The 25,445-nt window shown below is 68.2% G+C and carries 24 protein-coding genes and 3 pseudogenes; 16 read left to right on the forward strand and 11 right to left on the reverse strand.

Annotated elements, in window-relative coordinates; genetic code table 11:
- Positions 1-8 precede the first annotated feature (8 nt).
- Genes FXF75_RS05905 through FXF75_RS05915 form a run of 3 tightly spaced genes read left to right on the forward strand, consistent with a single transcriptional unit; the run spans position 9 to position 2,479 of the window.
- Positions 9-1,001, forward strand: coding sequence for a CDP-glycerol glycerophosphotransferase family protein (locus FXF75_RS05905; protein ID WP_163520644.1), 993 nt, complete (start codon positions 9-11; stop codon positions 999-1,001).
- A complete protein-coding gene (locus FXF75_RS05910; RefSeq protein WP_163520646.1) occupies positions 989-1,723 on the forward strand; it encodes an NTP transferase domain-containing protein in 735 nt (244 codons plus the stop codon). Before FXF75_RS05905 ends, FXF75_RS05910 begins: the two co-directional genes overlap by 13 nt.
- A gap of 48 nt (positions 1,724-1,771) precedes the next feature.
- The gene (locus tag FXF75_RS05915) at positions 1,772-2,479 is read left to right on the forward strand and encodes a glycerophosphodiester phosphodiesterase (RefSeq protein ID WP_163520648.1); all 708 of its coding nucleotides are present in this window, start codon (positions 1,772-1,774) and stop codon (positions 2,477-2,479) included.
- 66 nt (positions 2,480-2,545) lie between these two features.
- Here the strand turns inward: FXF75_RS05915 and FXF75_RS05920 are convergent, their stop codons facing one another.
- Positions 2,546-3,928, reverse strand: a complete 1,383-nt coding sequence (locus FXF75_RS05920; RefSeq protein ID WP_163520650.1) for a cytochrome P450 — start codon at positions 3,926-3,928, stop codon at positions 2,546-2,548.
- An 82-nt stretch (positions 3,929-4,010) separates the two neighbouring features.
- On the opposite strand from FXF75_RS05920, the gene FXF75_RS05925 reads away from it, so the two are divergent.
- On the forward strand, positions 4,011-4,670 hold the full coding sequence (locus tag FXF75_RS05925) for a helix-turn-helix domain-containing protein (RefSeq protein WP_163520652.1): 660 nt from the start codon (positions 4,011-4,013) through the stop codon (positions 4,668-4,670).
- Positions 4,671-4,693: 23 nt separating this feature from the next.
- Here FXF75_RS05925 and FXF75_RS05930 read toward each other — a convergent pair whose 3' ends face one another.
- The 4 genes and pseudogenes from FXF75_RS05930 to FXF75_RS23445 form a co-directional block, all read right to left on the reverse strand.
- Positions 4,694-4,870 carry a hypothetical protein gene (locus tag FXF75_RS05930; RefSeq protein ID WP_163520654.1) on the reverse strand — a complete coding sequence of 59 codons (177 nt, stop codon included), beginning with the start codon at positions 4,868-4,870 and terminating at the stop codon, positions 4,694-4,696.
- A 101-nt stretch (positions 4,871-4,971) separates the two neighbouring features.
- Positions 4,972-5,823 carry a class I SAM-dependent methyltransferase gene (locus tag FXF75_RS05935; protein WP_163520655.1) on the reverse strand — a complete coding sequence of 284 codons (852 nt, stop codon included), beginning with the start codon at positions 5,821-5,823 and terminating at the stop codon, positions 4,972-4,974.
- 70 nt (positions 5,824-5,893) lie between these two features.
- Positions 5,894-6,418, reverse strand: a complete 525-nt coding sequence (locus FXF75_RS23035) for a cytochrome P450 (protein ID WP_163520657.1) — start codon at positions 6,416-6,418, stop codon at positions 5,894-5,896.
- A 67-nt stretch (positions 6,419-6,485) separates the two neighbouring features.
- Positions 6,486-7,493, reverse strand: a pseudogene (locus FXF75_RS23445) (cytochrome P450); the annotation flags it as partial.
- Here FXF75_RS23445 and FXF75_RS05950 point away from each other — a divergent pair.
- The 5 genes from FXF75_RS05950 (at position 7,429) to FXF75_RS05970 (ending at position 11,921) form a co-directional block, all read left to right on the forward strand.
- Positions 7,429-8,088, forward strand: coding sequence for a helix-turn-helix domain-containing protein (locus tag FXF75_RS05950; protein ID WP_163520659.1), 660 nt, complete (start codon positions 7,429-7,431; stop codon positions 8,086-8,088). The pseudogene FXF75_RS23445 and the gene FXF75_RS05950 sit on opposite strands and share 65 nt — an antisense overlap.
- Positions 8,089-8,201: 113 nt before the next feature.
- Positions 8,202-10,043 (forward strand): acetyl-CoA carboxylase biotin carboxylase subunit, encoded by a 1,842-nt coding sequence (locus FXF75_RS05955; protein ID WP_163520661.1) that lies wholly within the window; start codon positions 8,202-8,204, stop codon positions 10,041-10,043.
- 63 nt (positions 10,044-10,106) lie between these two features.
- On the forward strand, positions 10,107-10,481 hold the full coding sequence (locus FXF75_RS05960) for a hypothetical protein (RefSeq protein ID WP_163520663.1): 375 nt from the start codon (positions 10,107-10,109) through the stop codon (positions 10,479-10,481).
- A 70-nt stretch (positions 10,482-10,551) separates the two neighbouring features.
- Complete coding sequence (locus FXF75_RS05965; protein WP_163520665.1) at positions 10,552-10,881, forward strand: ArsR family transcriptional regulator; 330 nt, start codon at positions 10,552-10,554, stop codon at positions 10,879-10,881.
- A gap of 53 nt (positions 10,882-10,934) precedes the next feature.
- Positions 10,935-11,921: a biotin--[acetyl-CoA-carboxylase] ligase gene (locus tag FXF75_RS05970; RefSeq protein ID WP_163520667.1), complete on the forward strand. Its 987-nt coding sequence runs from the start codon at positions 10,935-10,937 to the stop codon at positions 11,919-11,921.
- A 451-nt stretch (positions 11,922-12,372) separates the two neighbouring features.
- On the opposite strand, the pseudogene FXF75_RS05975 reads toward FXF75_RS05970, so the two are convergent.
- Positions 12,373-12,866, reverse strand: a pseudogene (locus FXF75_RS05975) (universal stress protein).
- Between the two features lie 113 nt (positions 12,867-12,979).
- The gene (locus FXF75_RS05980; protein WP_163521129.1) at positions 12,980-13,993 is read right to left on the reverse strand and encodes an amidohydrolase family protein; all 1,014 of its coding nucleotides are present in this window, start codon (positions 13,991-13,993) and stop codon (positions 12,980-12,982) included.
- A 129-nt stretch (positions 13,994-14,122) separates the two neighbouring features.
- Here FXF75_RS05980 and FXF75_RS05985 point away from each other — a divergent pair, with 129 nt between their 5' ends.
- Positions 14,123-15,655 (forward strand): ATP-binding protein, encoded by a 1,533-nt coding sequence (locus FXF75_RS05985; RefSeq protein WP_163520668.1) that lies wholly within the window; start codon positions 14,123-14,125, stop codon positions 15,653-15,655.
- A 65-nt stretch (positions 15,656-15,720) separates the two neighbouring features.
- On the opposite strand, the gene FXF75_RS05990 is transcribed toward FXF75_RS05985, so the two are convergent.
- Complete coding sequence (locus FXF75_RS05990) at positions 15,721-16,944, reverse strand: HD domain-containing protein (RefSeq protein WP_163520670.1); 1,224 nt, start codon at positions 16,942-16,944, stop codon at positions 15,721-15,723.
- A gap of 506 nt (positions 16,945-17,450) precedes the next feature.
- Here FXF75_RS05990 and cofD point away from each other — a divergent pair.
- The 4 genes and pseudogenes from cofD (at position 17,451) to FXF75_RS06010 (ending at position 20,840) form a co-directional block, all read left to right on the forward strand.
- A pseudogene (gene cofD, locus FXF75_RS05995) lies at positions 17,451-18,460 on the forward strand (2-phospho-L-lactate transferase).
- Positions 18,461-19,234: a tRNA-dihydrouridine synthase gene (locus FXF75_RS06000; RefSeq protein ID WP_163520672.1), complete on the forward strand. Its 774-nt coding sequence runs from the start codon at positions 18,461-18,463 to the stop codon at positions 19,232-19,234. It begins immediately after the preceding pseudogene.
- Positions 19,231-20,124, forward strand: coding sequence for a triphosphoribosyl-dephospho-CoA synthase (locus FXF75_RS06005; protein ID WP_163520674.1), 894 nt, complete (start codon positions 19,231-19,233; stop codon positions 20,122-20,124). Before FXF75_RS06000 ends, FXF75_RS06005 begins: the two co-directional genes overlap by 4 nt.
- On the forward strand, positions 20,121-20,840 hold the full coding sequence (locus FXF75_RS06010) for a DUF447 domain-containing protein (protein ID WP_163520676.1): 720 nt from the start codon (positions 20,121-20,123) through the stop codon (positions 20,838-20,840). Before FXF75_RS06005 ends, FXF75_RS06010 begins: the two co-directional genes overlap by 4 nt.
- 79 nt (positions 20,841-20,919) lie before the next feature.
- Here the strand turns inward: FXF75_RS06010 and FXF75_RS06015 are convergent, their stop codons facing one another.
- Positions 20,920-21,120, reverse strand: coding sequence for a hypothetical protein (locus FXF75_RS06015; protein WP_163520678.1), 201 nt, complete (start codon positions 21,118-21,120; stop codon positions 20,920-20,922).
- 115 nt (positions 21,121-21,235) lie between these two features.
- Between FXF75_RS06015 and FXF75_RS06020 the strand changes: the two genes are divergently transcribed.
- Positions 21,236-21,409, forward strand: coding sequence for a 30S ribosomal protein S17e (locus FXF75_RS06020; RefSeq protein ID WP_163520680.1), 174 nt, complete (start codon positions 21,236-21,238; stop codon positions 21,407-21,409).
- Between the two features lie 222 nt (positions 21,410-21,631).
- Positions 21,632-22,666: an aspartate-semialdehyde dehydrogenase gene (gene asd / locus FXF75_RS06025; RefSeq protein WP_163520682.1), complete on the forward strand. Its 1,035-nt coding sequence runs from the start codon at positions 21,632-21,634 to the stop codon at positions 22,664-22,666.
- Between the two features lie 87 nt (positions 22,667-22,753).
- On the opposite strand, the gene FXF75_RS06030 is transcribed toward asd, so the two are convergent.
- Positions 22,754-24,244, reverse strand: coding sequence for an aldehyde dehydrogenase family protein (locus FXF75_RS06030; protein WP_163520684.1), 1,491 nt, complete (start codon positions 24,242-24,244; stop codon positions 22,754-22,756).
- 61 nt (positions 24,245-24,305) lie between these two features.
- A complete protein-coding gene (locus FXF75_RS06035; protein ID WP_163520686.1) occupies positions 24,306-25,265 on the reverse strand; it encodes a D-2-hydroxyacid dehydrogenase in 960 nt (319 codons plus the stop codon).
- Between the last annotated feature and the right edge of the window lie 180 nt (positions 25,266-25,445).

Here is a 25,445-nt window from a genome sequence, read left to right on the forward strand (position 1 = left end):
GGACTACTATGGTCGAAGTACTCTACGCTATCCAGCACGCGTTCATGCGCAAGACGTTCGAGGCGATAGACAAACACGTGACCGCGGAGTCCGCGTACGTCCCGATGAACGTCGGGGCGCGGGGTGCCTCCGAGTCGATTCCCGAGGTCAGCGTGGACGAGGTGGGGGCGATAGACCGGCAGGTGCGGCGAATCGACCCGGACGTGGTGGTGTACAACCACCGACACAAGGCCAACGACGCGACGTTTCACGAGGAGTACCCGCTCGTCCACGTCCGCCACGGCGCGTCCATCGGTCGCGGGGAAATCGAGGAGACCGCCGAGATGACCGGCGAGGCGGTGGACCTCGCGCTCGCGCCCGGCGAGCGCTGGGCCAGCAGATACGAGGAGGTCTACCCCGACGACGTGGACGTGTCGGTCGTCGGCGTCCCGGAGGCCGACCAACTCGTGACCGCCGAGCGCCCGGGCGAGCGGCGCGTGCTCTACGCGCCGACCAACCACAACTACGGCGGCGGGTCGTACCTGAACACGGCCCGCGAGATAATCGACCTGTTCGAGGGCAGCGACTACGAACTCCTGTTCCGGCCCCATCCGGCGGACCGCGACGAGGAACCCGGCGCGTCGCTGACCGCCGAGTGCCGTGACCGCATCGCCGAGATACCCAACGTGGTCTTCGACGAGAACGAAACGCCGATAGCGAGCATGCGGGCGTCGGACGTCCTGTTGTCGGACTACTCGGGCATCGTCACGGAGTGGCTCCACACCGGTCGCCCGCTGGTCCAACTCACCGACGTCGCGTCCGACGAGAACGAGGTCCCGAACATCGGTCACACCGTGAGCGTCGAGAACCTCGACCTCGGGACCATCGAGCGCCTCTACGAGGAGGGGTATCCGAACCGCATCGCCGAGCGCGCGGCCGCCTTCCGGTCGGAACTCGGGATTCCGATAGACGGCAGGGCCAGCGAGCGCGCCGCCGCCGAGGTGATGTCGTGCGTGGAGTGATTCTCGCGGCGGGTCGCGGGAGCCGGATGGGCGAGACCACCGACGACGTGCCCAAGGCGTTCCTCGAAGTCGAAGGCCGGACGCTGTACGAGCGCCAGCGCGCGGCGCTGGCGGGAGTCGCGGACGCCGTCACCGTCGTCCTCGGCTACGAGGCCGAGACCGCCCGCGAGCGCCTCTCGTCGGTGGAGAACCGCGACGAGCGCTCGCCGACGACCGACACCGTGGTGCTGGACGACTGGGACGAGTACGACAACGCCGAGTCGCTGCGGCGGGCGCTGGTCGGTATCGACGAGGACGCCCTCGTGCTGAACGGCGACGTGGTTCTGGCCCCGCGGACGCTCGGTCGGATGGTCCGGCGCTTCGAGGAGGTCGGTCCGGCGTACAACGTCGTCGGTTGCCTGCCCGGCGTCCAGAACGACCACACCGCGATACGCTGCGACGACGCCGACGAGGTGACCGACTACGGCGAGATTCCCGGCCACCGACACGCTGGCGTCGGCGTTGTCGCGCGACGGAATCTGGACGACGCGACAGACGTGCTGGCTTGCAACGCCGACGACTGGTACCCGCACCTCTACCCCGAGACGCCGACCAAGCGAGTGGTCGTCTCGCCCGACGCACACCTCGAAATCAACCGGCCCGCGGACCTCGAACGGGCGCGTGAGCGCCTCCCGCTCGCCCGGTCGTCGCCCGTATTCTCCCGCCCCGACGCCGTCAGGTGACGAGTACGGAAAGTTTACAAAGCAGGGGTCCCGCTCCCTCGGCAAGCAATGGAACTCATCGCCCACCGCGGGTGCGCGGACGAGTACCCCGAGAACACCCTCCACGCGCTCGAACGCGCGTCTCGACGCCTCCCCGCCGTCGAGTTGGACGTGCGCCGGTGTGGCTCCGGCGAACTGGTCGTCTTCCACGACGAGACGGTCGATAGAGTGACCGACCGGACCGAGGCGGTCGCCGACCTCGACTGGACCGACCTGCGGGAACTGGCCGTCCTCGACTCCGACGAGGGCGTTCCGCTCCTCTCGGAGGCGCTGGCCGCGGTCCCCCCGAGCGTGAGCGTGCAAGTCGAACTGAAGGAGACCGGCGTCGGTGCCGACGCGGCGACCGTCGTCGCCCAGTCCGGCCGCGAGGCTCGGTTCACCTCGTTCGTGCCGGAGGCGCTGGCCGAGGTCCGCGAGGCCGACCCCGACGCCTCGCTGGGCTACCTGTTCGGCGGCGGCCCGGGCGTCGAGGGCGGTCTCGACACCGCCCGCGAACTCGACTGCGACTCCCTCCACCCCCACGCCGACCTCTGCATCGGAACCGACGTGGTCGAGCGCGCCCACGCCGACGGCATGGACGTAATCGCGTGGGGTGCCGACTCGCAGTCGGTCTTCGAGGCGCTCCGCGCTGCGGGTGCGGACGGCGCGACCGCGGACAGTTGGACGGTGGCGGGAGTCGAAGCGGACGCCGAGGACGGGGCCGCGGTCGCGGACTGACCCGTCGTATTCGACTGCCTCGCCGAATCCCCACTGCTCCGGCGCATCCGGGGGGACACCGACGGATTACTTCGTTTTCGACGCGCGTACTTCGACAGTCCCGGGGTCGAGCGTCAGCCCCATCGAGAGGTCCAGTTCGCGGGTGACGCGCTCGAACTCGACCCGGCGCGCGAGCGTCGCCAACACGAGTTGGAGTTCGGTCATGGCGAACCGCATCCCGATGCAGTGGCGGGGACCCCCGCCGAACGGGAAGTACGCGTACTCTGGGCGTTCGGACTCGGGGTCACCGCGCCACCGCTCGGGCCGGAACTCGTCGGGCGCGTCCCACCAGCGTTCGTCTCGCTGGACGTTGTAGGTCGCGAGTTGGAGCGTCGTGTCGGCCGGGATTCGATAGCCGCCGAGGACCGTCTCCGTTCTGGGCTGACGGTAGAGCGAGTACACCGGCGGGTAGAGTCTCAGGGCCTCGCGGACGACCTGTTCGGTGTAGTCGAGTTCCGGGAGGTCGCCGAACGCGGGGTCGCGCCCGCCCAGCACCGCGTCGAGTTCGGCGTCGAGTCGCTCTCGGGCGTCGGGATTCCCCGCGAGGAGCCAGCAGGCGTACGTCAGCGCGGTCGAAGTCGTCTCGTGGCCCGCGAACAGGAAGGTCACGAGTTGGTCGCGGACCGCCTCGGGTTCCATCCCCGTCTCGTCGGCGTCCGCGGCCGCGACCAGCAGCGAGAGCAGGTCGTCCCGGTCGGCGGTGTCGCCCCTGCGCTCGGCTATCAGATTCTCCACGAGACCGTCGAGGTCGGCCATCGCCCGCTCGTACCGGCGTTCGGTCCGGGTCGGGACCCACTCCGGGAGGAACGAGAGCAGGCCGAACCGGTCCATAATCGCGCCGATGGCCCGGGTCGCCTCTCGGACGACCGCCCCGCGCTGGGCGTCGAAGTCGAGGTCGAACAGCGCCCGCGTCAGCACCCGGAGCGTCAGCGACGCGAAGGCGTCGCCGAGTTCGACCACCTCGCCGTCGGCCCAGTCGTCGGCCGTCGCGGCGGTCCCGGCGACCATCTCGTCGGCGTACGACCGGATTCGCTCGGGGGTGAACGCCGACTGGAGCGCGGTGCGCTGGCGACGCCAGCGTTCGCCCTCGGCGAAGGCGAGACCCCGCGGCGCGACGAGGTCGCCGAACGCCATCTCGAAGTCGCCCTTCTCGAAAGCGTCGTTGCGCGAGACCAGCACCGTCTCGACCACCTCTGGGTCGAAGACGGCCACGAACTCCTCGCCGAAGGCGCTGTAGGAGACGAGGTCGCCGTAGGAGGTGAGCGACTCGGCGAAACCGAGTGCGTCGCGGGACGCCGCGACGGTCGACCCGACGACGGGGAGTTCGGCGGGACCGGGCGGGAGGCGGTGGCAGTCCGGCGACTCCTCGCTCGCCCGATGCTCTCGTTGCGCGCGGTCGAGTTCCGTCATGTCCACTCCTTCGCGGCGGAGTCGCCTCCCGGTTGCCGCGAAGCACTTAGTCTTTTTATACGTCGCGTCTGTTCGTCCGCGTGTGAAATCTCTGGACGTGACGCTCCGACTCCCGGAGGAACTGCAACTCTCGGTGCCCGAACGCGTCGCGCCCGGCGACGACTTCGAGCGCGAGGAGTTGCTGTCGTGGCAGGTCCACGAGACCGAGAGCGTCGTGGACTTCCTCTCGCTGGTGGTCGGCGACGTCGAATCCATCCGAGCGGCGCTGGCCGCCGTCGAGTCGGTTCGGTCGTTCGACCTCGCGCCGGTGACCGACGACACCTTCTACGCCTACGTCACGATGGACCTGCGCCACGAGGACGAGGTGTGGCTCTCGGCCGTGGACGGTCGCCGCGTCGTTCTCGTCCCGCCCGTCGTGTTCGGGCCGGACGGCGCGATAGCGCTCACGGTCCTCGGCGACCCCGAGGAACTCCGGCGGGTCGTCGCCGACTTCCCCGACGGGGTATCGGTCGAAATCGACCGGCTGGGCGAACACCGCCACCTCGCGGGGTCGCTGGCCGGTCGCCTCACGATGCGCCAGTTCGAGGCCGTCGAGGCGGCCCGCGACCTCGGCTACTACGAGGTGCCCCGCGAGACCGAACTGGCCGACGTGGCCGACGCGCTCGACTGCACCGAGAGCACGGCGTCGGCGCTCCTCCGGAAGGCGGAGGGTGCGCTCGTGGACGCGGCGCTCGTGCGGTGACCGTCCGTCGACGGAACGTATTGCTACGCACCGTCCGCTCGGTATCGCCCGGTCAGATACCCCGGCAGGAAGACTCCCACGGCGGTGACGACGAGGTAGCCTGCCCAGTCGGGTACTCCCTCGACGGAGGCGACGGCGAATCCGAAGGGGACCGCGACGGCGATGCAGGCGAGGATTATCTTGTTCTCGCGGGAGACCATGCTCTCTTTCCGCGCTCCTGACAGATACCTGTTTCTCACGCGCTGACCGCCCGTTCGCGGAACCAGCGACCGCGAGCGGGAGACGTTCGACTCTAAAGTCACTACGCCCGACAGACGGCGAGCATGTGTTCGGACGTGTCCACGACGCTCCGGTCTTCCCGCAACTGCGCGACGATTTCGCGCACCTCGTCCATCCCCTCCTCGCCGACGTCAGACAACTCCTCCTGTAACTGCGAGGCGGGACCTTCCAACCCCACCAGTCTCTCGACCGTCAAGCCGCCGTCTTCCAGTTCGCACTCGAACTCGTCGGCCCGGAAGAAGTGACACTCGGCCCACCCCTCGCCGTCGGCCAGTTCCTCGACGGCCGCCTCCGTGTAGTCACCCGTTTCGGCGATGTGCTTCAGCAGACCGAACCGCTCGCCGTGTTTCATGCCGTACCGCACCGACGAGAGACGACCGATGACCGAGACGAAGACCGGCGCGCCCGGACGAGCCACGCGTCGGAGTTCTCGAATCGCGCGTTCGCGCTCCTCGGCGTCCACGACGTGACTGAGGGGTCCGCCCAGACAGCACACCGCGTCGAACTGCTCGGACTCGAACGGCAGGTCCCGGAGGTCCGCCTGCTCGGTCGCGACGCGCTGGCCGACGCCCCGTTCGGCGGCCTTCTCGCGGGCGATAGCGACCTGTTCGGCGCTGATGTCCGCGAGCGTCACCTCGTGACCGCGCTCGGCCAACCAGAGTGCGTATCTGCCCGCCCCACCGCCCGCGTCGAGAACGCGCACGGGTTCGGTCGTCTGGTCCGAGTCGGAACGCTCCTCAGGGTCGGGCAAGTGTTCGGCGAGGTAGTCGGTCGTGGTCTCGAATTCGAGGCGCGTGACGGGGTTGGCGTCGAGGCGTTCCCACTCGCCCTCGCCGAACTCGTCGTAGTAGCGCCGGGGGTCCATGTCGGTCATCGCGTTCGTACGTGTTAGCGACCGGACAATAAGAATTAGTGTGGCGTGATACCTCGTATCACGACCGGAGTTACCGACGCTCGACTCGCATCTCCAGCGGGTCCTCGGGTCGGAGCGTCGCCGCCATGGTGAGGTCGGGGTCACCGTCGTAGGTGGGTTCGAAGGCGAGTTCGCGGGCCATCGTCGCCAGCACGAGTTTCAACTCGGTCGTCGCGAACCGCATCCCGATGCAGTGTCGCGGACCCCCGCCGAACGGGAAGTAGGCGTACTCGGGCAGTTCCGACTCGAAGTCGTCGCGCCACCGCTCGGGTCGGAACTCGTCGGGGTCGTCGTAGAATCGCTCGTCCCGGTGAATCTCGAACACGGGGAGCGTGAGGTTGGTACCTTCCCGAACGCGGTAGGGTCCGACCCGAACGTCCTCGGTCGGTTCCCGGAAGATAACGTAGGCTGGCGGGTAGAGACGCAGCGTCTCCTTCAGCACCCGGTCGATGTACGGCAGGTCCGAGAGGTCGGCCATCGTGGCGCGTCTGTCGCCGAGTTCGGCGTCGAGTTCCCCGCGGAGGCGTTCGAGTTCGGCGGGGTTGCGCCCGAGCATGGTGCCACGCGTACGTGAGCGCGAGCGAGGTGGTCTCGTGGCCCGCGAACAGGAACGTGACCATCTGGTCGCGGACCTCGGTCTCCGACATCGTGGTGCCGTCCGGTCCCTCGGCGTCGAGCAGGATGGAGAGCAGGTCGTCGTACTCGTTCTCGCCGTCGGTCCGGCGTTCGGCTATCAGGTCGTCCACCATCGACTCGAAGTCGCTCATGGCGCGGTCGAACCGCCGGTTCTTCGGCGTCGGCACCCAGTCGGGGAGGAACGCCGACGCGCCGCTGGCGTCGCCGCGGTCGTTCAGCGCCGCCGTCGCCTCCCGGACGACCGCCCGTCGCCCTTCCACGTCCACGTCGAACAGCGACTTGGCCAGAATCTTGAGCGTCAGTTCCGACATCGCGTCGCCCACGTCCACGACCGCGCCGTCCGCGAGGTCGTCGCAGAGTCGGTCGGCGTAGGTCACCATCGCGTCGGCGTAGCCCCGAATCTTCTCGGGCGTGAACGCCGGTTGGATGCGGACGCGCTGGTCGCGCCAGACCTCGCCTTCGGTGAGCAGCAGGCCCTGCTCGGCGAACCCGGCGGCTGAGTCCCGGAGAATCTGGGCCTTCCGAAATCGCTCGTTCTCCGCGACCAGAATCTGCTCCACGTAGTCGGGGTCGAAGACGGTGCAGAACTCGTCCCCGGCGACGCTGTAACGAACCGCGTCGCCCCGCGATTCGAGTCGGTCGTAGAATCCGAACGGGTCGCGGACGAACTCGACGGTGTTGCCGACCAGCGGCCACCCGTCGAGTCGCGGCGGTTCGCGGACGTCTGCGCCCGTTCCCTCCGCCCCGCCGGTGCGCTCGGCACCGCTCTCTGGGGCGTCGGTGCGTCCGGAAGCGCCTTCCGAGACGCCGCTACCTTCCGCGTCGCCCTCCCTCGCCGTGTCGCTCATGCGAGGAGATACCGACGCCGCGTCGATAGGAGTTCCGTCGAACTCACTAGCTTCTTTAAGTGTACTCGCCGATAGCTCGCGCGTGAAGTACCTCACGCTCACCCTCCGCCAGCCCCGGCGGACCCGCCACCCGATGCAGAACTTCATCGCCGACTCGGAGTCGGTCGAGCGCGAGGAGTTGCTGGCGTGGAACCTCCTCCACGGCGAGGACGTGGAGTACGTGCTATTCTACGTCGAGGGCGACGTCGAACCATACCGCGAGGTCATCTCCGGCGTCGAGTCGGTCGAATCCTTCACTCTCGCTCCCATCGACGAGGAGTCGTTCTACGCCTACGTCCGGCAGGTCACGCGCGACGCCGACCGCCGGTTTCGAGCGGCGTTCGCCCACCGCCACCTGCTCGTCATCCCGCCGATAGAATACACCGGTGAGGGCCACATGCGGTTCACCGTCGTCGGTGAGTCGGACGACCTACAGACGCTACTGGACGGCTTCCCAGAAGGCATCACAGCCACGGTCGAGGAGGTCGGCGACTACGACCGCCGCCACGGCACCGTCGCGGGCGCGCTGACCGACCGCCAGTTCGAGGCCGCCTCGGTCGCGGCCGAACTGGGCTACTACGAGGTGCCCAAGGAGGCGACGCTGGCGGACGTTGCCGCCCGACTCGACTGCGCGGAGAGCACGGCGTCGAACCTCCTTCGGAAGGCCGAGGCGAAGGTGATGGGACGCGTCGTGGACGAGTAGCCCGATTTCCGACCTCGCGTCAACCGGTCGGGGCTTCGAAGTGGACGAAGCGCCAGTTCGGTCGGGATGAACCGACAGAATGAGGTATCCATCCCGAGTATCCCCGTGCAAGAATGTTCGACAAGGTACTCGTCGCCAATCGCGGAGAAATCGCGGTCCGCGTGATGCGGGCCTGCGAGGAGTTGGGTATCGACACCGTCGCCGTCTACAGCGAGGCCGACAAGGACTCCGGTCACGTCCGGTACGCCGACGAGGCGTACAACGTCGGTCCGGCGCGGGCGGCCGACTCCTACCTCGACCACGAGGCGGTCATCGACGCCGCGAAGAAGGCCGACGCCGACGCCATCCACCCCGGCTACGGCTTCCTCGCGGAGAACGCCGAGTTCGCCGGGAAGGTCGAGGAGACCGACGGCGTGACGTGGGTCGGCCCGTCGGCCGACGCGATGGAGCAACTCGGCGAGAAGACCCACGCCCGCAAGACGATGCGGGACGCCGACGTCCCTATCGTCCCCGGCACGACCGACCCCGTCGAGGACCCCGAGGAGGTCGCGGCATTCGGCGACGAACACGGCTACCCGGTCGCCATCAAGGCCGAGGGCGGCGGCGGCGGACGCGGCATGAAGGTCGTCCGCGGCCCCGACGAGACCGACGACCAACTCGAATCCGCCAAACGCGAGGGCGAGGCCTACTTCGACAACGACAACGTCTACCTCGAACGCTACCTCGAGAACCCGCGCCACATCGAGGTCCAGATTATCGCCGACCACCACGGCAACGTCCGACACCTCGGCGAGCGCGACTGCTCGCTCCAGCGCCGCCACCAGAAGGTCATCGAGGAGGGTCCCTCGCCCGCCCTGACCGACGAACTCCGCGAGGAAATCGCAGAGGCCGCGCGCCGGGGTGCCGACGCCGCCGGTTACTACAACGCGGGCACCTTCGAGTTCCTCGTCGAGGAGGACGAGGACCGCGAGGACGGCGAACTCCTCGGTCCCGACACCAACTTCTACTTCCTCGAAGTCAACACCCGGATTCAGGTCGAACACACCGTCACCGAGGAACTCACCGACATCGACATCGTGAAGTCCCAGCTTCGCGTCGCCGCGGGCGAGGAACTCGACTTCTCGCAGGACGAGGTGGAACTCGAAGGCCACGCGATGGAGTTCCGCATCAACGCCGAGAACGCGGCCGACGACTTCGCGCCCGCGACCGGCGGAAAACTCGCGACCTACGACCCGCCGGGCGGTATCGGCGTCCGCCTCGACGACGCGCTCCGGCAGGGCGACGACCTCGTGACCGACTACGACTCGATGATAGCGAAACTCATCGTCCACGGGGCCGACCGCGAGGAGTGCATCGCTCGCTCGCAGCGCGCGCTGGCCGAGTACGACATCGAGGGCATCCCGACCATCATCCCGTTCCACCGCCTGATGCTGCAGGACGACGCGTTCGTCTCTGGCACCCACACCACGAAGTACCTCGACCACACCCTCGACCCCGAGCGCATCGCCGAGGCACAGGAGAAGTGGGGCACCGAGACCGACTCGGCGGCGGGCGACGACGAGGAGGTCGTCGAGCGCGAGTTCACCGTCGAGGTCAACGGCAAGCGCTTCGAGGTGGACCTCGAAGAGCGCGGCGCGGCCGCGATTCCCGCCGGGAACGCCGGCGGGGCCAGCGGCGGCCAGAAGCCCCAGCCCGCGGGCGGCGAGGGCGGCGACGACTCGGCGAGCGCGGCCGACGCCGAGGGCCAGACCGTCACCGCCGAGATGCAGGGCACCATCCTCGACGTGAAAGTCGCGGAGGGCGACGAGGTCGCGGCCGGTGACGTGGTCTGCGTGCTGGAGGCGATGAAGATGGAGAACGACGTGGTCGCCGACCGCGGCGGCACCGTCACGCAGGTCGCCGTCGGCGAGGGCGACAGCGTCGATATGGGCGACGTTCTAATCGTCATCGAGTGACGGAGCGACGACCGTGAATACGTAGCCACAATCCACTTGCGGTGCGCGGGCAAACGCCTACTCGTGCCGCAACTCTACCCCTATCGGCTAACCGAGTTTCTGCACGCGCAGGTCGGTGACGGTCTGCGGAGCGTCATCTACCACGACCGAGAGGGGTACGAGGTCGTGTTCGTCCGCGAGGACGTGGACGACTTCTCGGAGACGGAGATAGACAACATCGTCGCCGACCTCTGGGCGAACTCCTACGAACAGGCCATCCGCGAGGACCTCCGCGGTCAAGGCCCGCTGAACTGCTCGGTCTGGGTGTTCGGCGAGGCCATCGAGATGCACTTCGTGGCCGACGAACGACAGGGCGTCGCGGTCTCGCTCGACACCGAGACGTTCCTCGCCCAGAACAGTTTCATCCGGCAGTGCCTCGGCGTCGCCGGTGTCGAGTGACTCTTAAATGCCTCTCACGTAAGGCCCAATCGTTACACCGGACGCGACCGTCTGTTACGTCGAGTCAACGATGTCCCGAGACCCTCCGCACGACGCCGACGGCGACGCCCCGTCGGTCGAACGGACGTTGCGCGTCCTCGCCGCCGACCGTCGCCGCGAGACCCTCTCGTTCCTCTTCGACTACGACGGCGACGCGGTGGCGGTCGAAGAACTCGCCGAAGAAGTCGCCGACGGCGACGCCACCGAACGAACCTATCAGTCGCTCCACCACGCTCACCTCCCGAAACTCGACGACGCGGGAATCGTCTCCTACGAGCGCCGCGACGAGCGCGTCAGCCTCGCGGGCGACCAGTCGCGAGTCGAGGAACTGCTCGCCGCCGCCGACACCGTCTCGAACTGACGGCGGTTCCGCGAAGCGCGTCTTTCTTGACCCGTTCGTTCGTACCTCCCACCATGAACGACACGCGCCGCGCCGTCCTCGACGCCCTCGCGGACGGACCCGTCCCCGGCCCGGAACTCGCCGACAGCCTCGGCGTCTCGCGCAATGCAGTCTGGAAACACGTGGAGGCGCTCCGCGACGCGGGTTTCGAGATTACCAGCGACGACGACGGCTACGTCCTCGACGCGCCGCCGGAGTACGGCGGTCCCGCGGTCGAGTTCGGTCTCGACGCGCCCTTCGAAGTCGAGTACTACGACGCCATCGGAAGCACGAACGACCGCGCCCGGGAGTTAGCGACCGAGGGGACCGCGGACGTCGCGGTGCTGGCCGACGAGCAGACCGGCAGTCGGGGGCGACTCGACCGGGAGTGGTCGGCCCCCTCGGGTGGGGTCTGGGCGAGCGTCGTCCTCCGGCCCGACCTGCCGCCCGCCCACGCCCCCGCGCTCACCTTGGCGGCCGCGGTGGCGACGACCGACGCTGCCCGCGAGGCGGGTGTCCCCGCCGAAATCAAGTGGCCGAACGACGTGCTCGTCGGCAACGAAGGGGAGAGAGGAGGCCGAAAGCTCGCCGGTATCCTGACCGAGATGGAGGGGGAGGCCGACCGCGTCTCGTGGGTCGTGGTCGGCGTCGGCGTGAACGCGAACGTCTCGACCGACGACCTCCCCGAGGGCGCGACCAGCATCGAGGCGGAGGTCGGCGACATCGACCGCCGGGCGTTCGTCCAGCGCCTCTTGGAGCGATTCGACGAACTCCGGGCCGACCCCGAGAAGGCGGTCGAAGCGTGGCGCGAGCGGTCGGCCACGCTCGGCCAACGCGTGCGGGTCGAGACCGGCGTGGCGCAGAGCGCCACGGACGACGAGCGGGGCGACCGCGAGTCGACCGGGGAACTCGTCGGCGAGGCCGTGGACGTGGCGTTCCCGGGCGCGCTCGTGGTGGAGACCGACGACGGCGAGCGCGTCCGGGTCCACGCGGGCGACTGCGAACACCTGCGCCCGGTGTGAGGTGAATCTCTGACTTGCGCTTTCGACGCGGTACCGTTCAAATACGCCACAGAAACGGCGACGAGAGTTACGACACGCCACGGAACCAGCGACGGGACCTCGAAAGCCCTCGCGCGGTTCGCGGTCAGCGACATATCCTCGACTCGCTTCGCTCGTCTTCGGATAGGGGTCGCTGAGACGACCACGATGAACGCGAGCCGCACTCGCCCTTTCAGTCTACCAAGAGGTCGGCTGATTCACCGAGCGACGTGGATAGTTGGTGGACCGTATCTAAACACTCTCGGCGCGTGCAGGCGGGTGCGGTGACTCCTCGTTGTCGGCCTCAGGACGGTTTACGGTACTGGTGCAGGCAGTGGTCGCGGTGCCGTTCGGTGACTCTGCGGTGCAGGCAGTAGTCGTAAAGTCGCTAGGAATGCTCTTCGAGTCGCCAGTAGCTGATACGAACTCTCGTTTACGGCACCGACCGCCCGACGTTCGCGCTCTCGGTCTCCGATTCGACAGACTCCTCGCCGTCGCCGCCCACCTGCACCGTCAGCACCGGGACCGAACAGGCGCGGACGACGCCCTCGGCGACGCTCCCGAGCAACAGGCGGTCGATGCCGCCCCGGCCGTGGGTGCCCATCACCACGAGGTCGCAGTCCTCGGTCTCGGCGTACTCCACGATGCGCCTGCTCGGCGACCCGTCGAGGATGCTGGACGTGACCTCGACGCCCCGTCTCGACGCGATTTCCTCGACCCGCTCCAGCGCGTTCTGGCCTTCCTCGCGCAGCACGTCGTCCACGCCCTCCCACGAGGTCTCCATGTGGAGACCGCGAACGTCGCCGAGTTGACGACGTAGACGGCGTGAAGCTCCGCCCCGTGTGCGGCCGCCAGTTCGGCGGCGTGTTCGACCGCGCGCTCGGTGTCGGACGAGCCGTCGGTCGGCACGAGTATCCGGTCGTACATCTATCTGGTGGTTGGTAACATCCCACACATATTAAGCCTTTGCAGTCCGGTGCGACTGTGTTCTCTGTAGATAGAATTGGCGGTGCCCGCCTCTCCCCCGACTACCGTCGGAACTACAGTATCACGTCGGCCACGTCGCCCGTTCCCGCGCGCCGCACGACCGCCCGAACCACGTCCTGCGCCCCGGCGAGGTTGTCGGTGTCGCCGTCGAGGACGAGCAGTTTCCCGGCCCGGCCCTCCTCGATGACGCCGCAGTCGAGGCCTGCGATTTGCGCGCCGTTGAGCGTCGCCATCCGGAGGACTTCGCGGGCCGACACGTCCGCGAGTTTGGCGGCGAACTCCATCTCGCGGAACATCGAGGGGGAGTTGAGCATCACGTTGTCGGTGCCGAGTGCGACGGTGGTTCGCTCGACGAGGTCGGCGATGGGCGGGACGCCGACACCGGTCACGAGGTTCGAGCGCGGACAGACCACCACCGGCGTCTCGTTGTCCGCCAGTCTATCGAGGTGGAGTGGTTCGGGGTGGACCATGTGGACGAGGAAGTCGGGGTCGAGGTCGAGCGCGGGGTTGATGTCCGAGGCGTCGCGCTCGCCCGCGTGGATGCCGAACAATTTCTCCTCGCGGGCGGTCGCGTTGCGCTCCTTTGAGAAGTCGGCGTCGCGCGCACCGCTCGCGCCGAACCCGTCTGCGGCCTCCATCGCCTCGACGGTCTCTCTGCCCAGTATCACGGGGTCCACGTCGAGTCCTTCGACCGCCTCCCGGAGGGCGTAGACGCCTTCGACGCCGCCCTCGCGGAACTCGAGGAACGAGGCCGTGCCGGTCTCCTCCATCATCGTCGCGGACCGTCGCATGGCCTCGACCTTCTCCTCGCGGGAGGCCGCCCGCAGGAGTCGGTGCTTCAGACCGTCGGGCGGCGCGACGAGTTCGTCCAGACTCAGGCCGCCACCGGCCTCCTTGGCGATTGAGTCGCCGATGTGCGTGTGGGCGTTGACGAACGCGGGAAGCACGATGTTCGAGGACTCGGTCGATACCTCCTCGATTGCGGTTATCTCGCCGTCCTCGACCACGACCCGGCCCTCTACGGGTTCGAACTCCGGGCCGCGGAGGACGGTCCCCTCGACTATCATGTGTGTGTAACTCTCGGGGGAGTCCTTCAAATCCTCCCTTTTCGGTCGTCCCGAACGCACGGAAACCTGTAACCAGCGTGTCCAGTCTATTGACCACATCTATGTGCGTCGGTGGCATTACGGTATTCAATGACTGACGACGCCCGGTCGAACCCGCCCCCGGACGATGTCTCTGCGGCGGACGTGTACGAGCGCATCACCGACGCCGTCTTCGCGCTCGACGAGGAGTGGCGGTTCACGTACCTCGACGAGCAGGCCGAGCGCCTCCTCCAGCGGAGCGAGGACGAACTGCTCGGGTCGGTTATCTGGGACGAGTTCACCGAAGCGCCCGATTCGAAGTTCCGGCAGGAGTACGAACGCGCGATGGCGTCTCAGACCCCCGTGACGTTCGAGGCGCAGTACCCGCCGCTAGATACGTGGTTCGAGGTGCGCGCGTACCCCTCCGAGACGGGACTCTCGGTCTACTTCCGCGACGTGACGGAACGCGTCCGCCGGGAGAACGTCCTTCAGGAACGCGAACAGGCTCTCCGTCGCGCCTACGAGGTAATCGCGGACAGCGACCGGACGTTCTCCGAACAGATAGAGGCGCTCCTGAACGTCGTCAAGGACGCGGTCGGGACCGACTACGCGACGCTCTCGCGCGTCCACGGTGACCGGTACGTCTTCGAGGTGGTGGCCACTCCGGACGACGCCGACCTCGAAGCGGGCGACACGGTCCCGCTGAAGTCGACGAACTGTGACCGCGTCGTCGCGACCGAGCAGACGCTCGTTCTCAACGACGTCGAGCGAGACGCGCCGGAGATGGCCGACCGGTCGGGGAACGCCGAGTGGGGAATCTCCTGTTACCTCGGCGCGCCGGTGTCCGTGGGCGGCGACGTCTACGGTTCGTTCTGTTTCTACGACATGGAGTCGCGGAGTCGGGCGTTCTCCGACTGGCAGGTGACGTTCGTCAATCTCCTTAGCAACTGGGTGAGCTACGAACTCGAACGCCAGCGCCAGAACGAGCGACTCGAATCGTTCGCCGGCATGGTCGCCCACGAACTCCGCAACCCGCTCCACATCGCCCAACTCTACCACGAACGAGCGAGCGACGGCGACGAGGCGGCGGCCGAGGAGGTGGCCACCGCACTCGAACGCATCGAGGAGATAATCGACGTCGTTCTGGTCACCGCCCGAAGCGAGGACTCGGTCATCGACTGGGAGGCGGTGGAGTTAGCCGACGCCGCCACAGAAGCGTGGGCGAACGTGACGGCGGGCGAGTCGAAACTCGCGGTCGAAACAGACCTGACCGTGGAGTCCGACCCGATTCACCTCCAGCACCTCCTCCAGAACCTCTTCAAGAACGCCGTCGAACACGGTTCGACGAGTCCTCGTTCGCAGGTTCACGAGGACGCCGTGGAACACACCGACTCGGGCGTGACCGTCACGGTCGGGCGTCTCCCGTCGGGCTTCTACGTCGCGGACGACGGGCCGGGGATTCCCCCCGAGGAGCGCGCGACCGTGTTCGACGCGGGGTACACTACCGACGAGGGCGGCATCGGTCTCGGGTTGACCTTCGTCAAGCAACTCGCCGACACCTACGACTGGGAGTGTCGGGTGACCGAGAGCGACGCGGGCGGCACGCGCTTCGAGTTCACCGGCGTCGATATCATCGGCGAGTAGCGAACGCCGAAACGACAGCCACAGAGCGGAGGATGCGGGAAGGCGGGTTCCCCGACCGGAGTCCGTCAGAACTCGTCCAGCGTCGTCCGCGTGCCGGTCGTTCGGACCTCGTTGACGAGCGCGCCGTCGGTCTCCAGTCCCAGCACGCGCTCGGCGGCGTGTCCGACCGCCTCGGTCGCCTCGGCGGGCGCGTAGACGCCGAGTCGCCACTGTTCGCGCTGGACGTGCTGGAGCGCCGCCACCAGCGCCGACTGCTCGTCGAGGCGTCGAATCTCGCCGTTGACGATGACTCGACTCTCGGACTCGGTCATGCTGGGCCGGTCCAGCACCTCCACGATGACCTCGCCCGGTTCGACCTGCGCCGCCGCGGCGATGTCGGCCTCGTACTCCCGCAGCGTCTCGTAGTCGGCGTCGATGACCGACTCGGGAACGTCGGCCATCTCGGCCCAGACCGCGCGCTTGTAGAGGTCCCGGTCGCTGAGTCGCCGGGCGTAGGCTTCGGTCTCGGGCGTCTCTCGCAGCGCCACGAGGAGGTCGTAATCGTCCATCCGGCGGAGTCGCTCGGCCGTCACGTCCGAGACCTCCAGCAGGCGTTCGCTGGCCTGCTGGAGCAGTCCGCGGGCGATGCGCGTGACGTGGTGGTTGTAGACCGTAGGGTTCATCAGCGCCCGCGCCAGCAGCAGACTCTCGGCGGTCGGGACGTTGCCCTCGCCCAGCACGAGTTCGCCGTCGATGAGCGTGAGTTCGCGCACGAGTCGCGAGTGGTCGATGGTGCCGTAGGGGACGCCGGTGTGGTGGGCGTCCCGGACGAGATAGTCCATCCGGTCCACGTCGAGTTCGCCCGAGACGAGTTGGCCCAGTTTCCCGTCGCCGGCGATGAGGTCCGCGACGGTGTCGGGACTGTGGCCGTGGTCTCGAAGCACGTCGCCGACCTCGCTGTCGGCGAGGAGTTCGTGAACGTCGTCGTGGTACTTGCCGGTGTGTCGGTGGACGACCCCCTCGATGGAGTGGCTGTACGGGCAGTGACCCACGTCGTGGAGGATGGCGGCGGCCCGGACGCGCTCGGCCTGCTTGCCCCGAATCCCGAGGTGGTCGAGCGCTTCGCAGGCGAGGTGGTAGACGCCGAGACTGTGCTCGAAGCGAGTGTGGTTCGCGGAGGGGTAGACGAGATGGGCCGGACCGAGCTGTTTGATGCGCCGGAGTCGCTGGACCGCGGGCGTGTCGAACAAGGCTCGCGCGACGCCCTCGACCTCGATGTGGTCGTGGACGCTGTCCTTGATGGTCTTCATGTTACACGATTCGACGGCTTGGTATAAAAACCGCCGGGAGCGGAGCGCCGATGGACCGGACTCTGCAAGCCTACAGAACCGTTCCCCTGCTCCTCGTTCCTCCGTCTGTTCGTCGGGGTGGACATTACTGTCCTCCCGAAAGAAACAGCGGGACTGGGAGGCCGCTACGCGCCGGAGTCGGTCGTCGGCTCCCGGATGATGCGACCGATTATCTCGCCGATGTCTGGCGCGCTACGGTCGCCGTCCCGGTCGCTCTCTGGAAACGGCGGCTTGTCTGGCATCTGGGTCTCCACCCCACGTCACTGTCTGTCACGCTGGGGGAAAGTCTCTGGGTTGCCTTTCCTGACACGCACTCCATTCTACAAGGCTGTACACCCGGAGAAACTCCGCGTCGTGCCCGAGCGTCGAGCGATTTTCGGAGCCTACGGCTCCGCCGGTGCGGTCCGACCGCCGTAAAATGCCGCGACAGCACAAGCGTTTACCCGTTCGAAGACGCAACTCGGCATATGACGACGTTTCTCTCCGGGGGTACCGGCACCCCCAAGCTACTGTCGGGCGCGGAGTCGGTCTTCGACCCGGCCGACGCCACAGTCGTCGCCAACACCGGCGACGACGTGGAGTTGGGCGGCCTGTTGGTCTGTCCGGACGTGGACACCGTCCTGTTCGAGCAGGGCGGTCTGCTGGACCGCGAACGCTGGTGGGGCATCGCCGACGACACGACCGAGACCCACGACAACTCCGCGACATCGCCGACGCCGCGGGTCTCGACCCCGGTCCGCGCTACCTGTCCGACGACGCCCAGACCGCGGGCCGGGACCTCTCCAGGTGGCGGCGGTTCTCCGGCGTCGCGGAGTTCATGGAACTCGGCGACCGCGACCGGGCGGTCCACGTCACCCGCACCGGCCTACTCGACGAGGGCCGCAGTCTCACCGAAGTCACGCGACTCCTCGCGGACGCCTTCGACGTGCCCGTGGACGTTGTGCCGATGAGTGACGACCCGGTGGCCTCCATCGTCCACACGCCAGCGGACGACGACGAGTACGCCGACGAGATGCACTTTCAGGAGTTCTGGGTGGCCCACCGGGCCGACCCCGAGGTCGAGCGCGTCGAGTTCCGCGGCGCCGAGGACGCCGACCCCGCCCCGGCCGCCCTCGGCGCGATAGCGGAAGGGCCGGTCGTCGTCGGCCCCTCGAACCCCGTCACCAGCATCGGGCCGATGCTGGCCATCGACCGACTCCGCGAGGCGCTCGAAGACGCGACGGTCGTCGCCGTCTCGCCGTTCGTCGAGGACGAGGTGTTCTCCGGCCCGGCCGCGAAACTGATGGCGGCCGCGGGCTTCGAACCCTCGACGAAGGGCGTGGCGCAGGCCTACCCCTTCGCCGACGCGTTCGTGCTGGACGACGACGACGGCACCGACCTCGACCGGCCGGTCGTCCGGACCGACACCGAGATGCAACACGAGGCGGACGCCGAGCGCGTGGCCCGCGCCGTCGCCGACGCGCTGGAGGTGGTCTGAGTGTTCGAACCGCGACTCGCGCTCGCCAGCCTCAGCGGCCGGTCGGACGCTGCGTGGGCCGAGTCCGCCGCGGAGTTCGCGGGCGCGGCGTTCCTCGGCGGCATCGCGCTCGACGGCCCGACCCGCGAGGCGGCCCGCGAGATGGTCGGACGCGACCGCGAGGAGTTCCTGCCCGACGACCCCGCGGCCTTCGTGGACCGGCAACTCGCCGCGCTGGAAGACGCCGACCTCCGTCCGGGGTTCAACGTCCGGACCACCACGCTCGAACCGCTTCGAGAGGTCGCGGAAATCTGCGCCGACCGCGACGCGATTCTCGAACTCAACGCCCACTGCCGACAGGACGAGATGTGCGAGGCCGGGGCTGGCGAAACTCTCCTACGCGATACCGACCGCCTCCGCGAGCAGGTGGCCGCCGCCAAAGGGACGCATCCACAAGGACCCGCAGTGAGCGTCAAAGTCCGCGCGGAGTTGCCCGACGTGGACCTCCGCGAGGTGGCCGCAGCGATAGCCGACGCCGGGGGCGACGCGGTCCACGTCGATGCCATGGACTCCGAGAGCGTTGTCGCCGAGATAGCCGACGTCGCGGACGAGCGGGACCTGTTCGTGATAGCGAACAACGGCGTCCGCGACGAGGCCACGGTCCGGGAGTATCTGGCCTACGGCGCGGACGCCGTGAGCGTCGGCCGACCGAGCGACGACTCCGAGGTCCTCCGGCGCGTCCGGGCCGCGGCGGACGACTGGTTCGAGGCGGAGAAACGGGAGGTGTCGGCATGACGCCCGCAGAGAACGCCCAGCTCGCGCTCCTGCTGGAGGTGGCGGGCACGCCCAAGCCGGGGAACGTGGACCGCGAGCGCGACTTCCCGGACCTCCGATTCGAACACTTCCTCGCTGGCACGGTCGGGGCGGGACCGGGCCTGCGCGCGGCCGAGGAGGGCGCGCCGGTCGGCGAGGCGTTCGAACGTGCTATCGCGGGGATGAGCCAGCAGGAGGGCGGTAACACCCAGTTCGGCGCGCTCCTCCTGCTCGTTCCGCTGGTGAAGGCGGCGTCCGCGAACGAGGGCGGCGACGACCGCGAGGCCGACGAAGACGACGAGGACGCGCCGGACCGACTCTCGCCAGAGGACGTCACCCGGGTCGTGGAGGCGACGACCACCGAGGACGCCGCCGACTTCTTCCGGGCGTTCGACCACGCCGACGTGTACGTGGACGACCCGCCGGAGGACGCCGCCGAGTTGGACGTTCGCCGCGGGAGCGACGCGATTACGGCGGTCGAGGAGCGCGGGGTCACGCTGTACGACGTGCTAGCACTCGGCGACGACGCCGACGACGTGGCCGCCGAGTGGACCGGCGGGTTCGAGCGCACCTTCTGGGCGGCCGACCGCCTCGCCGAACTGGCCGGGTCGGCCCCTGTCTCGGCGATGGCCGCGCAGGTCTACCTCGAACTGCTCGCGCGCGAACCCGACACGCTGGTGGCGAAACAGCACGGCGCGAAGACGGCCGAGAGCGTCCGTGTCCGAGCGCAGGAGGCCCTCGAAGGCGGTCCCGAGGTGGTCGAGGCCTTCGCCGAATCGCTGGTCGCCGACGGCGTTAACCCCGGCACCACGGCCGACCTCACCGCGGCGGGACTGTTCGTCGCGCTGACCCGCGGGGAGGTGTCGGTGTGAGCGACGGCGGCGAGTCGCCGACCGCTCCGACAGGTGACCGAACGACCGCCGAGGACCGTCCGTCGCCGGCGGACCGACGCTCGCCCGAGGGCTGGCCGGTCGAACTCTGCGGGGTCACCGAGTCGGTCGTGACCACGCTCGGCCCCAACGACCTGTGGAACGTCGCGGCGCTCGGTCTCCACCCGCCCGAAACGCCGTCGGACGCGGACTCGGCCGACGGGACGACCCCGTCCGACCCGACCGACTCGGCGGCCGAACCACCCGTGACAGCCCGGACGTGGGGGAACACCCGAACCCGGCGCAACTTCCACCGGCAGGGCGGCGGATACGTCCAGTTCGTGCGCGACCCGGTGGACTTCGTGGACGCCACGCTCTCGATTTTCGAGGTCGAGCAACCGGTGCTGGACAGCGCCGACGCGTGGGTCGCAGTGGAGGCCGAGCAGGTCGATTCCGGCGTCTCGGGAGCGACTCGGTGGGAGGAGTGGGAACTCACTCCTCGCGACGGCGCGGTCGAACGCGAGACCGTGCCGACCGTCAATCGGGGATTCAACTCGGTCGTGGAGGCCACCGTCGCGGCCTCGCGACTCGGCGTCGACGCGTACGACCAGACCGAACTGCAGAATCGGCTGGCGTACTTCGAGGACGTCGGCAGAACGTGCGGTGACGACCGCGTGCGCGCGGCGTTCGACCGACTCCGCGACCACCTCGCGGAGTAGTCGCCCGAGGCGGTCCTTCGGGTCGAACAGTTTCCATCTTTTCGTTCGACACGACTCGTGGTCGCCGGTCCGACCGAACTCAGATGCCGTCTTTGCGGTCGATGGTGACCGTCCAGTCGGGCAGTTCTTCGGGTTCGTATTCGAGGTCCCAGACGCCTTCGACGTCCTCGCCCTCGCCGAACGCGCGAAGCACGAGCGCTTCGAGTTCGCTTTCGAACGAGGGGTCGGACGACCCGCGTTCGACGGTACCCCGGTCGGTGTCTCGGTCAGTCCCGCGCACAGTTACTGCTACGGTCTGGAAGTTCCACTATAATTATCCTTCCGAATCGAAACGTCAGTCTCGGTCGTCGGTGCGAACGGATGCTTTTATGGTCGCCAACGGGGAACTGTCGGGCATGGCAATCAAACCCGACTACGTGAAGAAGACGGGGAAAATCCTGCTGGAGCGGTACCCCGACGCCTTCACGACCGACTTCGAACAGAACAAGGAGAGCGTCCAGAAACTCACCAACATCGAGTCCAAGGGCGTCCGCAACCGCATCGCGGGCTACGTGACGACCAAGAAGTAACGCCGGTGAGCCGTCTGCTTACTGCGACAATCTCTCCGTTAGTGGCTACGCTGCGATTCGCTTCTCTCCAATTTGGTTCTCTGCGGTTCGCAACTCGGCGGTCCGCTCGTCCACGGTCCACTGCTTCGCAGTTCACTGCTCCCAAATCCGATTTTTCGGCCCCGCAAAATGGTGGCGCTTCCCAAATCGTTTTATCGCCGTAACGCCGAACCATCCTGTACAATGACCGTAAGAGTCGGCGTTCTCGGTGCGACGGGCGCGGTCGGCCAGCGATGCATCCAACTGCTGGACGGCCACCCCGAATTCGAACTGGCGGCGGTAACGGCGAGCGAAGACAGCGCGGGCCGCCCGTACAGCGAGGCGGCGAAGTGGCGGGTGGACTCCCCGATTCCCTCAGCGGCGGCGGACCTGACCGTGCGCGCGACCGACCCGGACGAGATGCCCGACGACGTGGACCTCGTCTTCTCGTCGCTCCCGTCGGGCGTGGCGGCCGACGTCGAACCCGACTTCGCGGAGGCGGGCTACGTCCTCTCGTCGAACTCCTCGAACGACCGCCTCGCCGACGACGTGCCCCTCGTCATCCCCGAAATCAACCCCGGCCACCTCGACCTGCTGGAGGTCCAGCGCGACGAGCGCGGGTGGGACGGCGCGGTCGTCAAGAACCCCAACTGCTCGACCATCACGATGGTGCCGACCCTCGCGGCGCTCGACCAGTTCGGACTGGAGCGCGTGCAGGTCTCGACCCTGCAGGCCGTCTCGGGCGCGGGCTACTCCGGCGTCAGTTCGATGGAGATAATCGACAACGTCATCCCCCACATCGGCGGCGAGGAGGAGAAGATGGAGACCGAATCCCGCAAGCTCTTGGGCACCTTCGACGGCGCGGAACTCGCGCACCACGACGCGGACGTCTCCGCGTCGTGCAACCGCGTGCCGACCATCGACGGCCACCTCGAGAACGTCTGGGCCGAGACCCGCGACGACGTGACCGAGACCGAGGTCGAGGACGCCTTCCGCGGCGTGGAGAGTCTGGACCTGCCGAGTTCCCCGGACCCGCTCGTCGAGGTGTTCGAGGACCCCAGTCGCCCGCAACCCCGCCTCGACCGGACGCTGGGCGGCGGGATGACCATCGCCGCGGGCGGCGTCCAGACGACGTCCGCCGGGGTCCAGTACAACACGCTGGCCCACAACACGATTCGCGGCGCGGCGGGCGCGGCGGTGCTGAACGGCGAGTTGTTGCAGAGCGAAGGCTGGATTTGAGGTTCTGGACGGTTCGGAACTCGCGTTTTCACGCGAAAACGGCGCTTCCGGAAGTTCTCCCGTCGGAGAAGGCCGGACCCCGCCCGCTCAGAAGGGGTACTCGCGCGGTTCGTGTTGCAGCGATATCCACTTCTTCTCGGTGACCTCGTCCAAGATTTCGGTGGTGTTGTACCCGCCCACGCCCGAGGCGTTGGTCCCGCCGAACGGGACGTGCGCCTCGTCGTTGACGGGTTGGTCGTCGACGTGGACCATGCCGGTGTCGAGTCGCTCGGCTATCTCCATCCCCGTGCCGACGTCACCGGCGTGGACCGACCCCGAGAGACCGTACTCGGTGTCGTCGTGAATCTCGACGGCCTCGTCGACGTCCGAGAACGGGATGACCGGCGCGATGGGACCGAAGTGCTCGAAGCAGGCCGCGGACATGTCGTTGGTCACGTCCGAGAGGACGGTCGGCGCGACCACCAGCGAGTCCTCGACGCCCTCCGTCCCGACGGTCTCGCCGCCGGTTTCGAGGGTCGCCCCGGCCTCGACGGTCTCCTCGACGTACCCGAGCATCTCGTCGCGCTGGGACTCGTCGATGATGGGTCCGACGACCGTCTCCGGGTCGTGGGCGCTCCCGACCGGGAGCGACTCGGCGCGTTCGGTGAGTCGCTCCACGTACTCGTCGTAGACGTCCTCGTGGACGATGTGGCGGTTGATGGAGATGCAGACCTGTCCCTGATGGACGAACGACCCGAACACCGCCGAATCGACCGCCTCCTCCACGTCGGCGTCCGCGGTGACGATGTGGCCGTTGTTGCCGCCGAGTTCCATCGCCGCCACCGAGAGGTTCTCGCCCGCGGAGGCGGCGACGCCCCGGCCGACCGGGGTAGACCCGGTGAACGCCACCACGTCGCTCTCGGGGTGTTCGACCACCCGGTCGCCGATGTCGGACCCGCGGCCGGTCACGACGTTGAGCAGGCCGTCCGGGAGGCCCGCCTCCTCGTACAGTCTCGCGATGAGGAGACCCCCGGTGATGGGCGTGTTCGTCGCTGGCTTGAGCACGACAGCGTTCCCGGCGGCGATGGCGGGCGCGACCGCCCGTCCGGAGAGGTTGAGCGGGAAGTTCCACGGCGAGATGACAGTGACGACGCCCTCGGGTTCGACTCGGACGAGGTTCTCCTTGCCGGGGACGTTCGAGTCGGCCTGCTCGCCCTTCATCCGTCGCGGGAACGTCGAGGCTTCGACGGCTTGGTCGGTCGCGAGCTGGACCGACGTTTCGCCCATGATTCGGGACCCGCCCGCCTCGCGGGCCAGCATCTCGACTATCTCCTCCTCGTACTCCTGAAGCACCTGCGCGTACTCCTGCGCGACGCGCTCGCGCTCGGCGGGCGGGGCCTCGGCCCACTCCTCTTGGGCCTCGGCCGCGGCCTCGTAGGCGGCGTCCACGTCGGTCTCGACCCCCGCGGGTACTCGCGCGACTTCCTCGCGCGTCGAGGGGTCCTCGACGGCCAGTTCCTCCTCGCCCTCGGAGGGGACCCACTCGCCGTCGAGGAAGATGCTGTTCCAGTCGGCGTCTATCGAAATGTCCGGGGCCATCGTCAGCGATACGTGGCGATTGTGGAAAAGCCGAGGGGCCGCGGCCGTTCGGGCCTGTCGGTCACACCACTCGATTCTCTACCTCCTCGCCCTCGTCCAACCGCCGCACGTTCTCCGCGACGATGTCGGCCAACCGCGAGTAGTACTCGGGCGTGTGGCCCGAGCAGTGGGGCGTAATCAGGCAGTTCTCCAGATTCCAGAGCGGGTGGTCCTCCGGGAGCGGTTCGGGGTCGGTCACGTCGAGCGCCGCGCCCCGAAGGTGGTTGCCCCGGAGCGCCCACAACAGGTCGTCGGTGTCCACGACCTGTCCGCGCGCGACGTTGACGAGGACGGCGTCCGGCGGCGTCGTCTTGAGTTCCGCCTCGCCGATTAGCCCGCGGGTCGTCTCGGTCAGCGGGCAGGCCAGCACGAGGTAGTCGGTCCGGGCCAGCGCGTCCTCGAACTCCGGTCCCTCGAACCCGACCACCTCGTCGGTCGGGCCGCCCTTCTCGGGCGTGTAGCGCACGCCGATAGTCTCCACGCCGAACCCCTGCAGGCGTTCGACCACCGACCGGCCGATGGCTCCCAGTCCGACGACGGTGACGGTGCTGTCCTGCAACTCGCGGGCGCGGAAGTGCCGCCACTCGCGCCGCTGTTGGCGTCGCCACCCCTCGTGGAGGCGGCGCGCGAACACGAGCAGGTTCCCGACGACGTGTTCGCCGATGTTCGGACCGTGGACGCCCGAGGCGTTCGTAACCGCGACGCCGCGGTCTTCGAGCGCCGAGAGCGGTAGGTGGCCCGTTCCGGCGTAAGCGCACGCGAATAGTTCTAGTTCCTTGGCCTCGGTCAGCAGGGCCTCGTCTATCTCCATCCCGGCGACGACGGGCGCGTCGGCGACGAGTTCCCGTTCCTCGGTCGGGGTTCGGGCGTGGCGAACGTCGCGGTCTGGGAGTCGCTCGCGGAGTTCGTCGGCGTACTCCGAGACCGGGACGCCGTGAGTGCTCTTCCGCAGGACCACTACGTCGGGACTGTCGTCGGTCATTCGTGGCGTCGTTTCGGTACGGGGGATTAAAGTGGCACCTGAAACGGCGAACGCGGAGCGCCGAGGTGGCGACGAATCGCGTCTGAGCGACCGGTCGAACCGGCCTTCGCGAGCGTTCAGGAGGCGGTCGGCGGTTACAGAGACCGTCTAGACGCGGTCACGGATTCCGCGGCCACCGGT

Origin of the sequence: Halorussus sp. MSC15.2 (genome assembly GCF_010747475.1) — an archaeon.
Classification (GTDB): Archaea; Halobacteriota; Halobacteria; order Halobacteriales; family Haladaptataceae; genus Halorussus.

Coding starts and splice junctions, on each gene's coding strand:
- FXF75_RS05905 (WP_163520644.1), top strand. CDS start 9: ATGGTCGAAGTACTCTACGCTATCCAGCACGCGTTCATGCGCAAGACG.
- FXF75_RS05915 (WP_163520648.1), top strand. CDS start 1,772: ATGGAACTCATCGCCCACCGCGGGTGCGCGGACGAGTACCCCGAGAAC.
- FXF75_RS05920 (WP_163520650.1), bottom strand. CDS start 3,928: ATGACGGAACTCGACCGCGCGCAACGAGAGCATCGGGCGAGCGAGGAG.
- FXF75_RS05930 (WP_163520654.1), bottom strand. CDS start 4,870: ATGGTCTCCCGCGAGAACAAGATAATCCTCGCCTGCATCGCCGTCGCG.
- FXF75_RS05935 (WP_163520655.1), bottom strand. CDS start 5,823: ATGACCGACATGGACCCCCGGCGCTACTACGACGAGTTCGGCGAGGGC.
- FXF75_RS23035 (WP_163520657.1), bottom strand. CDS start 6,418: ATGCTCGGGCGCAACCCCGCCGAACTCGAACGCCTCCGCGGGGAACTC.
- FXF75_RS05955 (WP_163520661.1), top strand. CDS start 8,202: ATGTTCGACAAGGTACTCGTCGCCAATCGCGGAGAAATCGCGGTCCGC.
- FXF75_RS05965 (WP_163520665.1), top strand. CDS start 10,552: ATGTCCCGAGACCCTCCGCACGACGCCGACGGCGACGCCCCGTCGGTC.
- FXF75_RS05970 (WP_163520667.1), top strand. CDS start 10,935: ATGAACGACACGCGCCGCGCCGTCCTCGACGCCCTCGCGGACGGACCC.
- FXF75_RS05980 (WP_163521129.1), bottom strand. CDS start 13,993: ATGATAGTCGAGGGGACCGTCCTCCGCGGCCCGGAGTTCGAACCCGTA.
- FXF75_RS05985 (WP_163520668.1), top strand. CDS start 14,123: ATGACTGACGACGCCCGGTCGAACCCGCCCCCGGACGATGTCTCTGCG.
- FXF75_RS05990 (WP_163520670.1), bottom strand. CDS start 16,944: ATGAAGACCATCAAGGACAGCGTCCACGACCACATCGAGGTCGAGGGC.
- FXF75_RS06005 (WP_163520674.1), top strand. CDS start 19,231: ATGACGCCCGCAGAGAACGCCCAGCTCGCGCTCCTGCTGGAGGTGGCG.
- FXF75_RS06020 (WP_163520680.1), top strand. CDS start 21,236: ATGGCAATCAAACCCGACTACGTGAAGAAGACGGGGAAAATCCTGCTG.
- asd (WP_163520682.1), top strand. CDS start 21,632: ATGACCGTAAGAGTCGGCGTTCTCGGTGCGACGGGCGCGGTCGGCCAG.
- FXF75_RS06030 (WP_163520684.1), bottom strand. CDS start 24,244: ATGGCCCCGGACATTTCGATAGACGCCGACTGGAACAGCATCTTCCTC.
- FXF75_RS06035 (WP_163520686.1), bottom strand. CDS start 25,265: ATGACCGACGACAGTCCCGACGTAGTGGTCCTGCGGAAGAGCACTCAC.